We start from the raw sequence: 17,212 nt of genomic DNA, 5'->3' as shown, positions 1-17,212 counted from the left end.
TCCATGTCTTTTTCAGGTAGGGTAAAATGAATGTATTTCAAAAGCAGATCCAGATCCCGACAGAAGGGAAGGACTTCCCGGCTCGTCCCTAGAGGGACAGGGAAGAAGGAGTGAAGAATAGTGGAAACGATTACAGACAGGCATAAGGGCTCCCTGATGAACCGTATAGCCGGATTGGAGACCTGGTTCACGGCCCAGGGAGACCGAATCGCCAGAAATGAACTTTTCGACCTGAAGGAAAAATTCGCCTCCGGCCGATTGACGATCGCCTTCTGCGGCCATTTTTCCGCGGGGAAATCCAGTCTGATCAACACGTTATGCGGGAAAACCGTGCTTCCGGCCGGACCTCTCCCGACGACAGCCAATGTGGCTTCGTTACAAAACGGGGCACCCAAGGCGCTGCTGATTCCGTCCGCGAACAGCGGCGGTCATCCGGTCGAGATTCCGCTAAATCAACTGGCTCCCTATTGCCGGGACGGCACCGCTTATGAACGGGTAGCCTTATGGGACGATATCCCGCTGCTCGGTGAGCACGGCGTGCTGCTGGATACCCCCGGCGTTGATTCCGGCGAAGAATCGCATGCGGCCGCGACGAACTCGGCGCTTCATTTGGCGGATGTCGTATTCTATGTGATGGATTACAATCATGTGCTGTCGGAAAGCAATTTGGGGTTTGCCCGGCGTTTGGTCGACTGGGGAAAACCGCTTTATCTGGTCGTAAACCAGATCGACAAGCACCGCGAGCAGGAACTGAGCTTTGAAACTTACCGAAGGTCGGTGGAACAGGCGTTTGAGCTGTGGGGAATTGCCCCGGCCGGGGTCTTTTATATTTCGCTTAAAGATGCGGAACACCCGGAAAATAGGCTGCCGGGATTGAAGCTGACGATTCGGCGGCTTCTGGAGAAACCTGAGCCGCTGCTGGAGTACAGCGTCTCGAGCTCGCTGCACCATAGTGCCGAGCAATATTTAGAGCGTCGAGAGACAGCGGAGGAAGAGGAACTGGATCGCTGGATTCGTGAAGCCGGAGGCCCAGAGGCTGTGGAAACGATTCAAGGGCAGTTGGCCTTGCTGCAGCAGGAGCAGGAAACTCTGGAAAACCGTACGGACTCGCTGCGAAGCGAGTGGACGAAAGAATTGGAGGGCTTGCTGGACAGCGCTTATCTGATGACCCCCGCTCTCCGGGAGGCGGCCGGGCTTTACCTGGAAAGCTTACAGCCGGGGTTCAAGACCGGGTTAATGTTCCATCGCGATAAAACGAAGCGGGAGCAGCAACGGAGGAGCGGCGATTTCCTTGCGAAGCTGAAGGAACAAACCGACGCCCAGGTTGACTGGCATGTCCGCGACCTGCTGCGGAAATGGGGCCGGAGTTTGGAGCTATGGAATCCGGCGTGGGAGAGCCGGATGGAAGAGGCGCTTCCGAAGGCGGAGGAAGCGTGGATCAGCGGGCCGGCCAGGGAGGGCGCAATGCTGTCCGGCGAGTATACGCTCCGCTATACCGCCGATGTCGCGGCCGGCATTACCGGCCGGTACCGCAGGGCAGCCCTTTCCGTGGCGGAAGGGCTGCTCGAAGCCAACGCGCCGCGGCTTGAGGCGGCGCGGGCGGAGTTGGCCGCGCAGCGCGAGGCGCTGCTGGCGCGGTCGGCCGCCGCGGCGCGCGTCACCGCGCTGCGCGCCGCCGCCCGCGAGCGCGCGGCCGAGCTGCGCGCGCTGCTGGGCGCCCCGCCGTCCCTCCCTCCCGGCCTGCTGCCGGAGGTGAGGGACGTGCGGGCCCAGGCGCTGCCGCCGGCGGAGCCGCGGCAGCCGGAGGCCCCGGCGCATGCGCGGGGCCCTGCGCCGGAGCCCGCCGCCGCGCCCGGCGCGGCAGCGGTGCCGCCGGCCGCGGCCGCAGGCCGGCGGCGGCTCACGGCAGCCGCCGCTGCTCTGGAAGCCGCGGCGGAGGCGCTGGCCCCGTACCCGGCCTTCGGGCCCGGGGCCTCGGAGCTGCGCGCGCGTGCGGCCCACTTGCGCGGCGGTCGCTTTACCGTGGCGCTGTTCGGGGCGTTCAGCGCCGGTAAATCGTCCTTCGCCAACGCGCTGCTGGGGGCGAAGGTGCTGCCGGTCTCGCCGCATCCGACGACGGCGGCGATCAACAGGATTCTGGCTCCGACGGACGGCATCGAGCACGGCCAAGCCGTAATTACATTCAAAAGCAGGGACGCCATGCAGTCCGATTTGGCGTACTCTTTTGAGGCGCTGCAGCTCGGTCCCTGGAAGGAGCGGACGTGGAGAAGCGAAGTTAAGAAGCTCCGCGCGGTGGACGTTCCGCCTTCCGGACGGGCGCACTACAGTTTTTTAAAGGCGGCCGACGAAGGGTGGAACGATCACGCTGAACGTCTGGGGAAGCAAGAGATCGCGGGGATGGCGGATTTTGCTTCGTTCGTGGCGGAAGAGAGCAAGGCCTGCTTTGTGGACGGAATGGATCTTTATTATTCCTGCCCGTTGACGGAACAAGGGATTGTCATTGTGGATACGCCGGGGGCGGACTCGATTCATGCCCGCCACACGGGTGTCACCTTTCAATACATGAAAAACTGCGATGCCTTGATTTATGTGACCTACTATAACCATGCGTTTTCGCGGGCCGACCGCCAGTTTCTGGCCCACCTGGGCAGAGTGAAGGGGAACTTTGCGCTCGATAAGATGTTTTTTGTCGTCAATGCCGCCGATTTGGCCGCTTCTCCGGAAGAGCTGGACGCGGTTGTCGGCCATGTCTCGGACGGTCTAAGGACTGCCGGCATCGATCAGCCGCAGATTTTCGCGGTCTCCAGTTTATCGGCCCAGGCCGCCAAGGAGACCGGGGATGCCGGGCTGCTGCATACCAGCGGATTTTCCCGGTTTGAATCCAGGTTTTTCGATTTTCTGGGCAACGAGCTGGCGGGCCTGGCCGTCCTTTCCGCCAAGCGGGAGTTCGAGGCCTTGGGACAGCTTGCCCGGGAATGGAGCCGGTCTTTGCTGCAGAGCCGGGAAGAGCGGAGGAAGCGGCTTGATGAAATCCGCGAAGACTGCAGCTCCTTCGAGGAGGGACTTCGGCAGTTGGCTGCGCTCAACAGAAGCCCGCTGATCCTGCAAGAAGCCGGAGAACTGCTGTTCCATGTCCGGCAGCGGCTGCGGCTGCTGGCGGGGGATCTGTTCCAGGAGTTTTTTCACCCTTCGCTCCTCCAGGAGGACGGTGGGGATTTCCGGCGTAAATTCGCCGCCTCCTTCCGGGGGTGGTTGGCTCAATTGTCCATGGAACTGGAACGCGAGCTTCAAGCCACCTCGTTAAGACTCGAGCGTATATGTGAAGGCTTGCTGGCGACGGACGCCGCGGAGTGGCGGGACAAGACGGAAAGCGCATTAAGGCATGTTCCGGCACTGTCCGATCCCGAGTCGGGACCGTGGGAAACTCCGGAAATCGCGGAAGGAGTTTTGGAGCATCGATTGAAGGCCGATACTTACGCCTCGTACTTTAAGAATCCGAAGTCCTTTTTTGAGGGCGGAGGGAAGCAGAAGCTGCGCGAGGCTTTGGAGCAGCCGCTGGCGGCCGTGCTTAAGGAAGCCGTGGAATCCGCGGGTAGCGAGCTGGGGAATTTTTACGCCACGGAAACGGCCCGACGCTTTGTCCGGCTTGCGGAGCGCTACAAAACCGAATGGAAAGCCTGGGAATCAGGTTTGGCCGATATGGCGGAGGGGGAAAACCGGGAGCAGGATTGGCATGCCGTTATGACTCGGCTCGATCAACTGCTGGATTCATTTAAGTAAGCGGTTTGGACACGTCTGTGGGCCTGATTGGGCTTATGCTCGGGGGTTATTTGCTCCGATCCGGCGAACTAACGATCTGTCTCTTGGCCGCTTTCAGCAACTATATCGGTAACTTTGGGAACCCCATTAACCGCCCGGGCCAAACGTACAATTCATTGCCGGTCGCCATGGCCTTCTCGGAGCGTATCTTTGAGATTATGGATAAGGAGCCAAGCACAGTTTCGATTTTTGTAACTTCTTGTCGAATTTCCACTATCAGTTTTCATCGCCCTATTGCAATATTGGTCGTAAAATATCAAAATAGAGATAGATTCAAGTCTAAGCAAGGGGGATATAGGAACGCATGTGGGGGGCTCCTCTTTCAGAACGCGCCAAAAGTATCATGCTGCTTGGCGGCGGGGAATTAGGCAAGGAGGTTGTCATTGAGGCACAGCGTCTTGGCCTGAAGACAATCGTGGTTGACCGGTATGAGCATGCGCCGGCGATGGGGGTAGCCCATGAAGCTTACTGTATCGACATGCTGGACGAGCAAGCCTTGAAATCGCTGATTGTCCGCATCGCTCCGGATTTGATCGTTCCCGAAATTGAAGCGATTGCGACCCGTGCGCTCGTCGAGCTGGAGCAGGAAGGATTTCGAGTTATCCCGACGGCGCAGGCGGCTCTGTTGACGATGGACCGGGAAGGCATCCGGCGGCTTGCTGCCGAAGAGCTGGGACTGCCGACCGCGGCCTACCGGTTTGCGAACAGCCTGGAGGAGCTGGAGTCCGCGGTGGCGGAAATCGGCCTGCCGTGCGTCATCAAACCGTTGATGAGCTCCTCCGGCAAAGGTCAGAGCGTTTGCCGGAAGCCGGGCGAGGTGGCCGGCTGTTGGAATGCGGCGCTGGAAGGGGCAAGAGCCAAGCAGATGCGCGTCATCGTTGAAGCTTTCGTCCCGTTTACAAGCGAAATCACCCTGCTGACGGTACGGTCATCGTCCGGGACGCTGTTCTGCCCGCCGATCGGCCATATCCAGCGGGATGGAGATTACGTGGAGTCTTGGCAGCCGCATTTTATGAGCGAAGCGCAGCTGAATGAGGCTCAGTCCATCGCTGCGAAGATCACCGGTGCGCTCGGGGGATTTGGTCTGTTCGGAGTGGAACTGTTCATTACGCCGGATCGTATCGTTTTCAGCGAGGTATCGCCAAGGCCGCATGACACAGGGATGGTCACCATGGTGACGCAGGATTTGTCGGAATTTGCGCTGCATGTCCGCGCGATTCTCGGATTGCCGATTCCTTCGGTGGAGCTTTTAACCCCTGGAGCATCGGCTACCTTGAAATCCGACCGGGAAGGGGAAGACTTCCGGATCGGTGGTATCGAGGAGGCTTTAAGCCTGCCGCGTACGCAAGTTCGTATATTTGGCAAGCCGGATTCCAAGCCCGGCAGACGGATGGCCGTCGCGCTTAGCGCGGCCGAAGATGTTGAAACAGCCCGCAGCCGCGCGAAGCAAGCGGCAAGTTTATTAAAGGTGGTTTGGTCCAATTGAGTATTGAGGTTTGTGCTCCGACTTTGGTAATCCGTAGATGTTGCAGTGAAGATGCCCATCATATGCTTCCTTTGATGCGGCAACTGCGCTATCCGACCACGCCGAGCGTGCTTAAGGAGCGCCTTTCTATGCTGGAGGGACATGAGCAGCTCACAAGTCTTGTCGCCGAGCTGGACGGTGCCGTGGTGGGGACCGTTTTTCTGAGACAGCACCAGACACACGATATGCCAAGACCCGTCACCCGTATTACCGCCCTGGTGGTTGACGAGAAGCACCGGGGAACCGGGATCGGCAAACGTCTTCTGCGGGAAGCCGAAAATTGGGGGAAAGAGCGGGGAAGCTCGCAATTGTTCGTCTCCGTGGCCGGGGAGAACAATTTGTCTTCGAAATCGTTTTACGAATGTACGGGATTTTCCTGCATGGGCTACCGCCTGAGCAAGGAACTGAAATAGTCTAGGAACTAAATCGGAAGCGGCGAGGGGAATTCCCTCGCCGCTTCCGTAGTTTTTAGTGAAGCTTAATCCATAACCAAGACTCGGGCGGCTCAGTGCTCCGGCTTTCTCCGAACCGGGATCCAGATCTCGCTCCGATAGTCGGGGTCCGTGGTGTCCGGGTGTTCGTTCCAAAGGATTTCAGGCCCCTCAACGGCTTCGTAATCTGTGGACGGGAACCATTCGGAATAGATGCGGCCCCAGACACTTTGCAGCACATCCGGAAAAGTCCCGACCGCCTCGAAGACGGCCCAAGTGGAAGCCGGCACCTCCAAGGAAGCCAGGTGCTCCGGTCCCTCCAGTGTTGTGGCGGCGCCGATGTAGTGGTCCAGCTCGCCCTGCTCCTCCATCCGGCCGTCCGAAAAATGAGCGGAAGCGCTTATGATCCCCTGGGGGTTCGTATTGGACAGCCGCTTGAGAAGCTTGATCGTTTCCTCATCCAGACTTGCCGCCATTTCGGCAATTTCCGGATTCACGCCATGAAAAATGAGGTTCACCCTCTTTTTTAAGCCGACGATTCGAAAAGCCTCTTTCTCTACCAACCTGTACTTCATTTCATCTCCTCCTTGAACCGTTAGTTGGAAGGTCATCCGCGGATAAGCCTTCAACAAAGATCCCCGGGCTTTGGCTTCCGAAGGAAGAATGCCGTGCATCGCGTGAAACGCTCTTGCGAACGAATCCGGGGAAGCGTAGCCGTACTTCATGGCCACATCGATAATTTTGGCGTTGGAACTGCCAAGCTCCAGTCCGGCGAGCGTCAATCTCCTTCTGCGGATGTACTCCGAAAGCGGGATCCCCGCCAAAAAGGAAAACATTCGCTTGAAATGATACTCCGAGCATTGGGCCAGCCGGGCCGCCTCCTGGTAATCGATCTCCCCGGTGAGCCGACCCTCGATATACCGCATCGCTTCGTTCATAGATTGAAGTGCATCCATCACGTTGACCTCCCTTGTCTTTAAGATTAATGGAAAAGATGTTGCTCCGCCCGACAATCGGTGCACGGTTTTGTGGGATGACGGGAAACGGTCTGCAAACCGCATACGTCATAAAAAAACCGTTAAGCCCTCCATTGAGACGGTTAACGGTTTTTTTCTCGATTGTTAGTCAGGACATTCAGTTGGCGACGTAGTAAGGATGCTGCTCCAGCGCGGTCGAGGCTCCCTGGCGCACGCAGTAGTTGCGCCGGTAAGTTTCCATTTCACCGCGGAACACGAGCTTCAAGGAAGGACAGGTGGTCAGATCGTCGGGAGTCGTCAGTCCAGCCGACTTATTGAGCAGTTTTACCCCGGCCTTCTGGAATACGCTGCATACGAATTGGGAGCAGAAGTAGGCATTCTCTCCGCCCAGTTCCATATTCAACACAATGCCCAGGATGCCGAGAAAATTGTATTTATACAGATCGCCGTTTTCTTCGAACTGCCGGACATAAGCTCTCATTTTATTGTAAGCTTCCAGGTCGACGGTATAGCTGTACACCGCGCAGGTCGCCCGCTCGAATACCCGGGAACGGGCGTTCTCCTTCACGAAGCCGCCGAACATGGGGAGCAGAGGGTGTTTTCGTCCGAAGCTGTACATTTCCCGGAGCCCTGGGTCAAAAGCGATGGAGGCATGGTTATAGGGAGCTTTTGTATAAAAGCCGATCATTTTCGCAACAACTGTATTAGGATTGCTTAGCAGGATATAGATTTGTTTCTCATTTTTCATATTAGGTTTCAACCGCCATTTAATTATTGGGTATGTAGAAGAAAAAGCAACGCGTTTTCCATTTGATATTAACATGGTACGGGCTTTGGGGGAATAGTGAAACGGACCGGAGGCGGAAATTATACTGGACCAAGGTCGTGGACTCTTCCGCCATCCCTTGCGGGGGCTGGATTTACAAATATCGGGCGATGCGATAAAATCGGGGGGAAATTGGGAGGCACGCCTGAAATGAAGAATAATGAAGAGGATGGTCTTCGATGTACAAATTGATTTTGGCGGATGACGAGGAAGACGTTAGGGAAGGTCTGCTGCAATTGATTGATTGGGAAAGTCTTGGATTTCAGGTCATGGATACCGCGGAGAACGGCAAGGAAGCTGTAGAACTGGTGGACAAGCATTTGCCCGACATCGTGGTAACGGATATCCAGATGCCGTTTATGAACGGCCTTGAGCTTTCCGAATGGATCAGGGAAACGTACCCGGCCATGAAGATTATTATTCTTACCGGTTTTGAGGAGTTCGAGTATGCTCAAAAGGCCATTCGTCTCGGCATCGACGAGTATGTGCTCAAGCCGTTTTCTTCGGCGGAACTCGCCGCGGTGCTCGGAAAGGTCAAGACGCAGATCGATGAGGAGCGAGCGGAAAAAGAAAACGTTCAACTGCTGACCGAGCATTACCGCAAAAATTTGCCGATTCTGCAAAGCCTGTTTCTGTCCAGCCTGGTCTCCCGGCGTCTGCCTAAGGCGGAAATTCATGAAAAAGGCAGGCATTACGATCTGAACCTGGACGGGGAAGGCTACATGATTGCCACACTCCGAATCGATCCGGTCCAACTGCAGGAAGCGGCGGTACGCAAGCCGGGGGGCTCGCTGTCGCTCCGCGAAACCCAGGATACGCAGTTGCAGTTGTTCGCCGTGCTGAATATCGCCTCGGAGCTCGTCGGCAGGGATCAACCGGGTGATAAAGTGTTTATTCACCACGACGAAATCGTCATGCTTCGCGTATTTGACAGCGCTGTCAGTGCGGACGACGAGGGAATCACGGCGCGAATGTTGCAGCTGTTGGAAGAAATCCGCTTTAGTGTGGAACGTTTTTTGAAGTTGACGGTTACTATAGGTGTCGGTTCGATAAGAACCGATGTCGGCGAGGTGTTTGCGTCCTACCAGGAAGCGCAGCGGGCGCTGGATTACCGGCTGATTTTGGGGAGCGGCAAGGTGATCTGGATTCAGGATGTGGAAGCGAGGCAGGTCGTTCCGTTTACGTTCGATGAGGTGAAGGAAAAGGAACTGATCCGCGTTCTTAAAGTCGGCAGCGACGAAGAATTGAAGGAGATGCTGGAGAAACTGTTTAGCGGCCTGCTGGACAGCCGTATCTCATACCAGGATTATCAGGTATATCTCCTGATGATGTTGACGGCGATCATAAAGGCGTCCCAAGAGGTTCATGCGGATATGGACAGTCTGTTCGGGGAAAGCTCGCTGTTTCTGGGGCAGATCTCCAAGCTCAAACATGCAGCCGAGGCGAAGGATTGGTTCACGAAAGTATGCCTAACCCTAAAGCACTCGATAGCCAGCGAGCGGCAAACCAGCTACAACCGGCTGGTCGAGGAAGCCAAAGCCTACATTCAGGCCCATTACGGAGAAAGCGACCTTTCCATCGCCAAAGTATGCAAGCAGCTTCATATTAGTACGGGCTACTTCAGCGGCATTTTCAAAAAAGAGACAAAGACGACTTTCGTCAATTACTTGATGGGAGTCCGAATGGAGGCCGCGCAACATCTGCTGCGAACGACCGATCTTAAATCGTTTGAGATCGCGGAAAAGGTCGGATTCGCCGATCCGAACTATTTCAGCTTTTGCTTCCGGAAGAAATTCGGCATTTCGCCGAAGGAATACCGGAACGGAGTCGGCGGGCTATGAAGTGGACGCGGGCGGTCGCCCGATTGCTCAAGGGCTTCCATTTCAAAAAGATCCAGGTGTTAATCTCGTTCTCGTCGATTACGATTACGATTCTGGCCGTCGTCCTGGTCAGCTTTCTGCTGTTCGACCGTTTTTCCAAAGCGGCGGAAGAGAATGCCTATCTTAATCTCGGCCAAATCATCGAACAGGTCAACTCGAACCTGGAAATGTACGTGAGCGGGATGCAGGACATCTTTCAAGTCGCGCAGGACAAAATGAGCAAAGCTTCCGACATCACGGATGAACCGAAGCTGGAGGAGCAGCTAGAAACGCTAATGGGAACGAGGCAGGACCTCGTGTCCATCGCGCTCTTCACGAAAGAGGGCGAGCTCGTGCGGGGCGTTCCGGCTTATCCGATGCGGCGAAATACCCGGCTGACCGAACAGTTATGGTTCGAATCCGCGCTCCGCCATCCGAAAGAACTGCAGTTTTCGCCGCCGCATATTCAGAATTTGTTTAAGTCCGAATACCGTTGGGTAGTGTCCATGAGCAGGCTTATCAAGTACCGGGATGACTCCCGGGACCAGGAAGGCGTGCTCGTGATGGACATCAATTTTCGAACGATCGATGAATTGAGCCAGCGGGTCAGCCTTGGCAAAAAAGGATATGTTTATATCATCGACAGCGTTGGAAATATCGTCTATCACCCGCAGCAGCAGCTCATTTATGCCGGGTTGAAATATGAAAATATCGAGCCGGTACTCAACTACGCCTTTGGAAGTTATTTGGATGAAACGGAGGGCGAACAGCGGTTGATTACGATTCAAACCGTGAAACCGGCCGGTTGGAAAATCGTCGGGGTCGCCTATGCGGAGGAGTTTCTGACGACGCGAAAGGAGCTTGGCGGCTTTTTATACGGCTTTCTGTTGGCTGCCATCGCGGTGATTTTGGTAATCAATCTGTACGTATCCGCGCGGATTTCGCAGCCGATTCGGCGGCTGGAACGCTCCGTCAAAATGGTGGAAAAGGGAGACTTCGGCACGAGTGTGCATGTCGGCGGGGCGTATGAGGTGGAGCAGCTTTCCAAACGGTTCAACCTCATGCTGCGGCGGATCCGGGAGCTGATGGACCAGATTATACGCGAACAGGAAGCGAAACGGAAAAGCGAACTGGATGTGCTCCAGTCCCAGATCAATCCCCACTTCTTATACAACACACTAAATTCCGTGACCAGAATGGCGGAGCTTGGGCGGACGGAGGAAGTGGTGACGACGATCACGTCGCTGTCCCGGTTTTTCCGCATCAGTCTGAGCAAGGGCGATCATATTATCACGGTTCAGGATGAGCTGGAACATGTCCGGCATTACCTAATTATCCAGACGATCCGGTTCAAAAACAAATTCACCTACGAAATCCAAGCCGATGAAGGAGCACTGGATTGCCTTACCCTGAAGCTGATATTACAGCCGCTGGTTGAGAACGCGATCCACCACGGCATCGAAAAATCGGCTGAAGCCGGATTTATCGGGGTGTACGCCCGGTTCGCCGGGGATCATCTGGAACTGATCGTCAAGGACAACGGGATCGGGATGACAGAGGAAACGCTGAGCAAACTCCGGTCCGGCAACCTGCGAAGCGAGAAAGGCTCCGGCGTCGGCGTGACCAATGTTCAGGAGCGCGTCAGCCTCTATTATGGGGAGCCGTACGGATTGTACTTCGACAGCGAGCCGGAAGAGGGAACGACCGTAACGATCAAGCTGCCGATCGTGAAGCCTGAGAAGCCTGAGAAGCCTGAGAAGCCTGAGAAGCCTGAGAAGCCTGAGAAGCCGGAAAAGTCGGGAAATGGAGGGGAGAACGAATGAAGTTTGGCTTGAATGCGGCAAAGGGCGTATTGCTCGGCTTGCTGCTGCTTCCTTTGTCGGCTTCCTGCGCCCCCGCCGGAAATGGCCCGATGGACGAGCGGCCGCTTATGGTCGACATGATCGTGAAGATGGATCGGGGGGACTACTGGAGCACGGTCAAAATGGGGGCGGAGGTGGCGGCCAAGGAATTTAACGTGAAGCTGAACTTTATCGCCCCGGATAACGAGAACGACTATAAAGACCAAATCCGGCTTATGGAGGAATCCATTGCGCGAAAGCCGGATGCGATCGTGCTGGCCGCCAGCGATTATGAGGCATTGGGTCAGGTTACCGACAGGACCTCTTATTTTAACATTCCGGTCATCTCGATGGATTCGGAGGTGGCTTCAACCAAGGTGAAAACCTATGTCGGCACCAATAATTACGAAGCCGGGCAGAAGGCGGCGCAGCGTTTGGTCGAACTGACCGGGAAAGAGAGCGAAATCGCCATCGTCAACTTTGTGAAGGGCGCGCGAAATGCCGATCAGCGGGAGGAAGGCTTTTTGGATTATGTGGCCCGGTTTCCGGGGATTGCCGTTGTGGACATCCAGTATTGCGGTTCGGACGAGGAGCTTGCCTATCGGCTGACCCGGCGGATTCTGGAGCGGCATCCGGGGCTGGACGGGCTGGTATCCTTGAGCGCCGAGTCTTCCATCGGTGCGGGACGCGCGGTGGTAGAGCTCGGCTACGGCGGCAAAGTGAAGCTAATTGCGTTTGATAATCCGCCGGAGATGCTGGAATTGCTCCAGGAGGAGACCGTCCACGCGATGGTGGTGCAAAATCCGTTCAACAACGGTTATATGGCGGTCAACGCCGCGGTAATGGCGGCCCGGGGCGAACGGCTGGAAGACCGCATTCCGACCGACACCAAGCTGATCGACCTCGATAATATGCTGTGGCCGGAAAATCAAAAGCTGCTGTTCCCTTTTGTGAAATAAGCGTACCGGGAGTATTTTTATGGCGCCCGGGTAAATTACAGGAGAACCCATTTATTTATCCATAGAAAGGGAGGGAGACAGGTGAGTGAAAAAGATATACTGCACACCGGCGCGGTGGATACGACCCGGGTGTTGGAGGATTTGTGGTGCGTCCGGACGCTGATGGTCAATGTCGGCTTCGCAGGCCATCCGGATCGGGGGGACTGGATTTTGGTAGACACGGGGGTGGGGCCTTTCCGGAATGCCCTGGTCGAGGAGGCGGACCGGTTGTTCGGCCGGCCGCCGCAAGCGATCGTGCTGACGCACGGGCACTTCGATCATGTCGGCAATGTGATTGAGCTGGCCGATTTGTGGGGGATTCCGGTCTATGCTCACGTCCTTGAGTTCCCCTATCTCACCGGCCTGGAAGACTATCCGGAAGGCGATCCCACCGTCGGAGGCGGTCTGATGGCGGGCGTGGCACCGTTATATCCCAACCGGGCGATCGATCTTAAGGACCGGCTCCTCCCGCTGCCGGATGACGGCCGGGTCCCGGGCGCTCCCGAGTGGCGGTGGATCCCGACGCCGGGACACAGCCCCGGCCATGTGTCCTTGTTCCGTGAGCGGGATAAGGCGTTAATTGCCGGCGATGCGTTCATCACCGTCAAGCAGGAGTCGGCTTTGGCCGTCATGAAGCAGGAGCTCGAGCTGCACGGGCCGCCGATGTACTTTACGCCGGACTGGGAGGCGGCGAAGGAGTCGGTGCGAAGGCTAGCGGCCTTGACGCCGGAGGTGGCCTTAACGGGACACGGCCAGCCGATGAGCGGACGGGACCTGCAGTTCGGGTTAAATCGGCTCGCCGAGCATTTCGACGAGCTTGCGGTTCCGAAGCAGGGCAAATATGTGAATGATGAGGAGAAGGTCTAGGGCAAACCCGGGCCTTCTTTTTTGTATTTTAACCTCATGAGAATTTTAATAGAACATCTGAGGATTTTTGATTCGCAATCGCGAGGAAACAAGGCATAATGAAAACGTATCCAAGAGGATAAATAAAGATAACTCAAATCAGTTCAGGAGGTCATTTATATGAAAAAAATCGGATCGGCACTATTGGCTGCGGTACTTCTCGGAGGAGCGCTTGCCGGTTGCTCCAGCGGCGGCGGAAGCAAAGAAAGCGGCGGTAACGGGGCCGCGGAACCGAAAGTCGGCGTAGCGATCTATAAATTTGACGACACCTTCATGACCGGCGTACGCAATTCGATCGAGAAGAATGCGGGCGGCATCGCCAAGGTGGATATCGTCGACAGCCAAAACTCGCAGCCTACCCAGAACGATAAAATCGACTTGTTTCTGACGAAGAAGACGAATGCCCTGATCGTCAACCCGGTGGACCGGACGGCCGCAGGCGTCATTATCGATAAAGCGAAAGCCAAGGAAACGCCGGTGGTCTTCCTGAACCGTGAACCGCTGCCGGAAGATATGAAGAAATGGGACAAAGTCTACTACGTCGGTGCGAAAGCGGAAGAATCCGGTACGCTTTCCGGCCAAATCGTCGTCGATTACTGGAAGGCCAATCCGAAGGCGGATAAGAACGGCGACGGTGTGCTCCAATACGTCATGTTGAAGGGCGAGCCTGGGCACCAAGACGCCGAGCTGCGGACTCAGTATTCGATTCAGGCGGTGGAAGACGCCGGGATCAAGGTAGAGAAAGTAGCCGAGGATACCGCCATGTGGGACCGCGTTAAAGGCCAAGAGAAAATGGCCGCGTTCCTGGCCGCGAACGGCGACAAAATCGAAGCCGTCTTTGCGAACAACGACGACATGGCCCTCGGTGCGATTGAAGCTTTGAAAGCCGCAGGCTACTTTACAGGCGACAAATATATGCCGGTTGTGGGCGTAGACGCCACCGCCCCGGCACTTCAAGCCCTTGAGCAAGGCACGATGCTCGGCACCGTACTCAACGACGCCGAAAACCAAGGCAAAGCGGCGGTCACCCTGGCTTCCCTGCTGGCTAAAGGCGGCGAAGTGAACAAGGACAGCGTAGGTTTCGAGATTACCGACAATCAATACGTGTGGATTCCTTACCAAAAAGTAACGAAAGAAAACGCAGCGCAATTCAAGTAAACCGCTGCGACTGCAGCAGGACTTCTCATCATCATCATATATGGGAGGTTCGGGCCTGACGGTGCGAGCCTCCTGTTTTTTAGATCAAGCGAATGTAAGGATGGCGACTTAGGAGGAAACGCTTGCTGTGCCTCTGCAGGAATAGAAAAAAATAGGGGGCGTTGAGTATGACAGATTCGAAGTATGCATTGGAGCTGAAGGACATCTCCAAGGAGTTTCCCGGCGTTAAGGCGCTGGATGGCGTAACGCTGCAAGTGCGGCCCGGAACGGTGCATGCCCTGATGGGCGAGAACGGGGCGGGGAAATCGACATTGATGAAATGCCTGTTCGGGATTTATAAACCCGACGGAGGCGAAATTTATTTGGACGGGCAAAAAGCCGACATCAACAACTCCAGCGATGCGCTTCGCCTTGGAGTCTCCATGATTCACCAGGAATTGCACCCGGTGCCGTTCCGCAATGTGATGGAAAATATATGGCTTGGCCGATTCCCGCTGAAAGGCGCGGGTCCCTTCAAATTTGTGGACCACAAGAAAATGCACCGGGACACGGAAGAGCTGTTTAAACAATTAGATATAGATTTAAGTCCGGATACGCTCGTCGGGAAATTGTCGGTATCCAAAATCCAATCCATCGAAATTGCGAAAGCGGTTTCTTTCCATTCGCGGATCATCGTGATGGACGAACCGACATCCTCCTTGACGAGTGTGGAAGTGGAGCATCTTTTCCGGATTATTAACGATCTGAAAAGACGCGGAGTCGCTATCATTTACATCTCCCACAAAATGGAGGAAATATTGCGGATTTCCGACGATGTCACCATCATGCGTGATGGTAAAAAGATCGGGACCTGGCCGGCGATTGAAATGACCACCGATCTGATTATCTCGAAAATGGTGGGACGCGACCTGACGCAGCGGTTTCCGGATCGGTACAATACGCCGAACGGCGTCATCTTGAAGGTAGACGGTTTGACCTCCCCGGATCCGAAGTCGTTTAATAACGTGTCTTTCGAGCTCCGCAAAGGCGAGATTCTGGGAGTGGGCGGGCTGGTTGGCGCGCAGCGGACCGAGCTGATCGAGGCGTTGTTCGGGCTCCGCGAGATCAAAAGCGGGACGATTTCGATCAACGGCAAAGAAGTGAAGATCCGCAGCGCCGGGGACGCCAAACGCCACGGGCTTGCCCTGCTGACGGAGGAACGGCGAACGACGGGGATTTTCCCGGTATTGTCCGTGCACGAAAATGCGGCGATCGCCAATATGGAGCGCTACGTCAAGCCGTACGGCTTGCTGGATGACCGGCGCAAAAAAGAAGAGGTCGACAAGATGGTCGCGAAGCTGCGGACCAAAACGCCCACCACGAAAACGTTGATTATGAATTTGTCGGGGGGGAATCAGCAAAAGGTACTGCTCGCACGCTGGCTGTTGACCGAACCAGACATCCTCCTGCTCGATGAGCCGACGCGGGGGATCGACGTGGGCGCCAAATACGAGATTTATTCCATCATTGCGGATTTGGCGCTGCAGGGCAAAAGCATCATCATGATTTCCTCCGAAATGCCGGAGCTGTTAGGCATGTCGGACCGGGTGATGGTCATGTCCGAAGGCCGCTTGACGGGAATATTGGAAGGCAGCAAGGCTTCGGAAGAAGAAATCATGCGTTTGGCGGCCCAGCACTAAGGCCATTCAAGGAGGAGAAAAATCATGCAAACGAAAAAGATACAGAATTTTGTAACCCAAAACGCCATCTATATTGTTCTAGCCGTGCTGGTGATTGGCATCGCCGTCTACGATCCCAGCTTTATCGGAGTCAATACTTTGCGCGATATTTTGATTCAGTCGTCCACCCGGGTCATTATCGCCCTTGGTGTGGCCTTCATTCTGATCACCGGCGGCACGGACTTGTCGGCCGGCCGGATGGTCGGTTTGACCGCGGTCATCTCCGCATCCCTGCTGCAGGTGGAGAACTATCCGCGCCGGTTTTTTCCGGACCTGCCGCATCTGCCGCTGCTCGTACCGATTCTGATCGCTATTGTCGTCGGTCTGATCTTCGGTCTGATCAACGGATTGATCGTCGCAAAATTTAAAGTACCACCATTTATCGCCACTTTGGGTACCATGGTTGCCATTTACGGCATTAACTCGCTGTACTTCGATACGGAACCGAACCAATCGCAGCCGATCGGCGGTTTGCGCGACGACTTCACGACGCTGGGCTCCGGCAGCATCGGCAGCGGCGAATTCTCGCTTCCTTATATCGTACTCATCGCGATCGCCGTCTGCTTTATCGTCTGGGTGATGTTCAATAAAACCCGCCTCGGCAAAAATATGTACGCGATCGGCGGCAACGAACAGGCCGCAAAGGTATCCGGTATTAATGTCACCAAGTATTTGATTTATATTTATTCCATCGCAGGCGCCCTGTACGGGTTGGCCGGGGTGCTGGAAGCGGCCAGAACCGGCGGCGCCACGAACAACTATGGGAACATGTACGAGCTTGACGCGATTGCGGCTTGCGTGGTTGGCGGCGTGTCCACCACAGGCGGAATCGGCACCGTGCCGGGCGTTATGGCCGGAGTACTCATCTTCACCGTCATTAACTACGGTTTGACTTTCGTCGGGGTCGGCCCATACTGGCAGCAAATTATCAAAGGGGCGATCATTGTGGCCGCCGTCGCGTTTGATATGAGAAAATACGCATCCAAGAAATAGTCCGATAGACCTAGAAAAGACGCCTCAGAGCGGATGTCCCGCTTCGGGGCGTTTTGTTGTGGTCCTGCGGCAGGAACTTTCATTTTTCCATAAATTTCGTATGCATCCGGCAATTTCCCGTGCTAAAATGTGTTAAGGAAACCAATTCGTGTAGAAAAAAA

General features: G+C 55.7%; 13 protein-coding genes. 11 read left to right on the top strand and 2 right to left on the bottom strand.

Annotated elements, in window-relative coordinates; all coding sequences use genetic code 11:
- Positions 1-120: 120 nt before the first annotated feature.
- The 3 genes from V4U88_RS01725 to V4U88_RS01715 all read left to right on the top strand — a co-directional run bounded on the left by V4U88_RS01725 (position 121) and on the right by V4U88_RS01715 (position 5,757).
- Positions 121-3,780 carry a dynamin family protein gene (locus tag V4U88_RS01725; RefSeq protein ID WP_334071500.1) on the top strand — a complete coding sequence of 1,220 codons (3,660 nt, stop codon included), beginning with the start codon at positions 121-123 and terminating at the stop codon, positions 3,778-3,780.
- A gap of 343 nt (positions 3,781-4,123) precedes the next feature.
- Positions 4,124-5,305 carry a formate-dependent phosphoribosylglycinamide formyltransferase gene (gene purT, locus V4U88_RS01720; RefSeq protein ID WP_334071499.1) on the top strand — a complete coding sequence of 394 codons (1,182 nt, stop codon included), beginning with the start codon at positions 4,124-4,126 and terminating at the stop codon, positions 5,303-5,305.
- A 62-nt stretch (positions 5,306-5,367) separates the two neighbouring features.
- Positions 5,368-5,757, top strand: coding sequence for a GNAT family N-acetyltransferase (locus tag V4U88_RS01715; protein ID WP_334071498.1), 390 nt, complete (start codon positions 5,368-5,370; stop codon positions 5,755-5,757).
- A 92-nt stretch (positions 5,758-5,849) separates the two neighbouring features.
- Here V4U88_RS01715 and V4U88_RS01710 read toward each other — a convergent pair whose 3' ends face one another.
- Together V4U88_RS01710 and V4U88_RS01705 are read right to left on the bottom strand one after the other, a co-directional pair.
- Entirely contained in the window at positions 5,850-6,731 is an 882-nt protein-coding gene (locus V4U88_RS01710; RefSeq protein WP_334071496.1) for an AraC family transcriptional regulator, read from the bottom strand.
- Between the two features lie 178 nt (positions 6,732-6,909).
- Complete coding sequence (locus V4U88_RS01705) at positions 6,910-7,500, bottom strand: hypothetical protein (protein WP_334071495.1); 591 nt, start codon at positions 7,498-7,500, stop codon at positions 6,910-6,912.
- Positions 7,501-7,562: 62 nt separating this feature from the next.
- On the opposite strand from V4U88_RS01705, the gene V4U88_RS01700 reads away from it, so the two are divergent.
- The 8 genes from V4U88_RS01700 (at position 7,563) to mglC (ending at position 17,051) form a co-directional block, all read left to right on the top strand.
- Positions 7,563-7,697 carry a hypothetical protein gene (locus V4U88_RS01700; RefSeq protein ID WP_334071493.1) on the top strand — a complete coding sequence of 45 codons (135 nt, stop codon included), beginning with the start codon at positions 7,563-7,565 and terminating at the stop codon, positions 7,695-7,697.
- A 60-nt stretch (positions 7,698-7,757) separates the two neighbouring features.
- Positions 7,758-9,419 (top strand): response regulator, encoded by a 1,662-nt coding sequence (locus tag V4U88_RS01695; RefSeq protein WP_334071492.1) that lies wholly within the window; start codon positions 7,758-7,760, stop codon positions 9,417-9,419.
- Positions 9,416-11,260, top strand: coding sequence for a sensor histidine kinase (locus tag V4U88_RS01690; RefSeq protein WP_334071491.1), 1,845 nt, complete (start codon positions 9,416-9,418; stop codon positions 11,258-11,260). The genes V4U88_RS01695 and V4U88_RS01690 overlap by 4 nt, the downstream gene beginning before the upstream one ends.
- Entirely contained in the window at positions 11,257-12,237 is a 981-nt protein-coding gene (locus V4U88_RS01685) for a substrate-binding domain-containing protein (protein ID WP_334071490.1), read from the top strand. The genes V4U88_RS01690 and V4U88_RS01685 overlap by 4 nt, the downstream gene beginning before the upstream one ends.
- 81 nt (positions 12,238-12,318) lie before the next feature.
- Entirely contained in the window at positions 12,319-13,143 is an 825-nt protein-coding gene (locus V4U88_RS01680) for an MBL fold metallo-hydrolase (RefSeq protein WP_334071489.1), read from the top strand.
- Between the two features lie 159 nt (positions 13,144-13,302).
- Positions 13,303-14,340, top strand: coding sequence for a galactose ABC transporter substrate-binding protein (locus tag V4U88_RS01675; RefSeq protein WP_334071488.1), 1,038 nt, complete (start codon positions 13,303-13,305; stop codon positions 14,338-14,340).
- Positions 14,341-14,507: 167 nt separating this feature from the next.
- Positions 14,508-16,019 carry a sugar ABC transporter ATP-binding protein gene (locus tag V4U88_RS01670; protein WP_334071487.1) on the top strand — a complete coding sequence of 504 codons (1,512 nt, stop codon included), beginning with the start codon at positions 14,508-14,510 and terminating at the stop codon, positions 16,017-16,019.
- 24 nt (positions 16,020-16,043) lie between these two features.
- The gene (gene mglC / locus V4U88_RS01665) at positions 16,044-17,051 is read left to right on the top strand and encodes a galactose/methyl galactoside ABC transporter permease MglC (protein WP_334071486.1); all 1,008 of its coding nucleotides are present in this window, start codon (positions 16,044-16,046) and stop codon (positions 17,049-17,051) included.
- The last annotated feature ends 161 nt before the right edge of the window (positions 17,052-17,212 follow it).

The organism is Paenibacillus sp. A14 (assembly GCF_036864815.1).
In the GTDB taxonomy this organism is placed as follows: Bacteria; Bacillota; Bacilli; order Paenibacillales; family Paenibacillaceae; genus Fontibacillus; species Fontibacillus sanfengchensis.
This window is presented reverse-complemented; position numbering and strand designations above follow the sequence as displayed.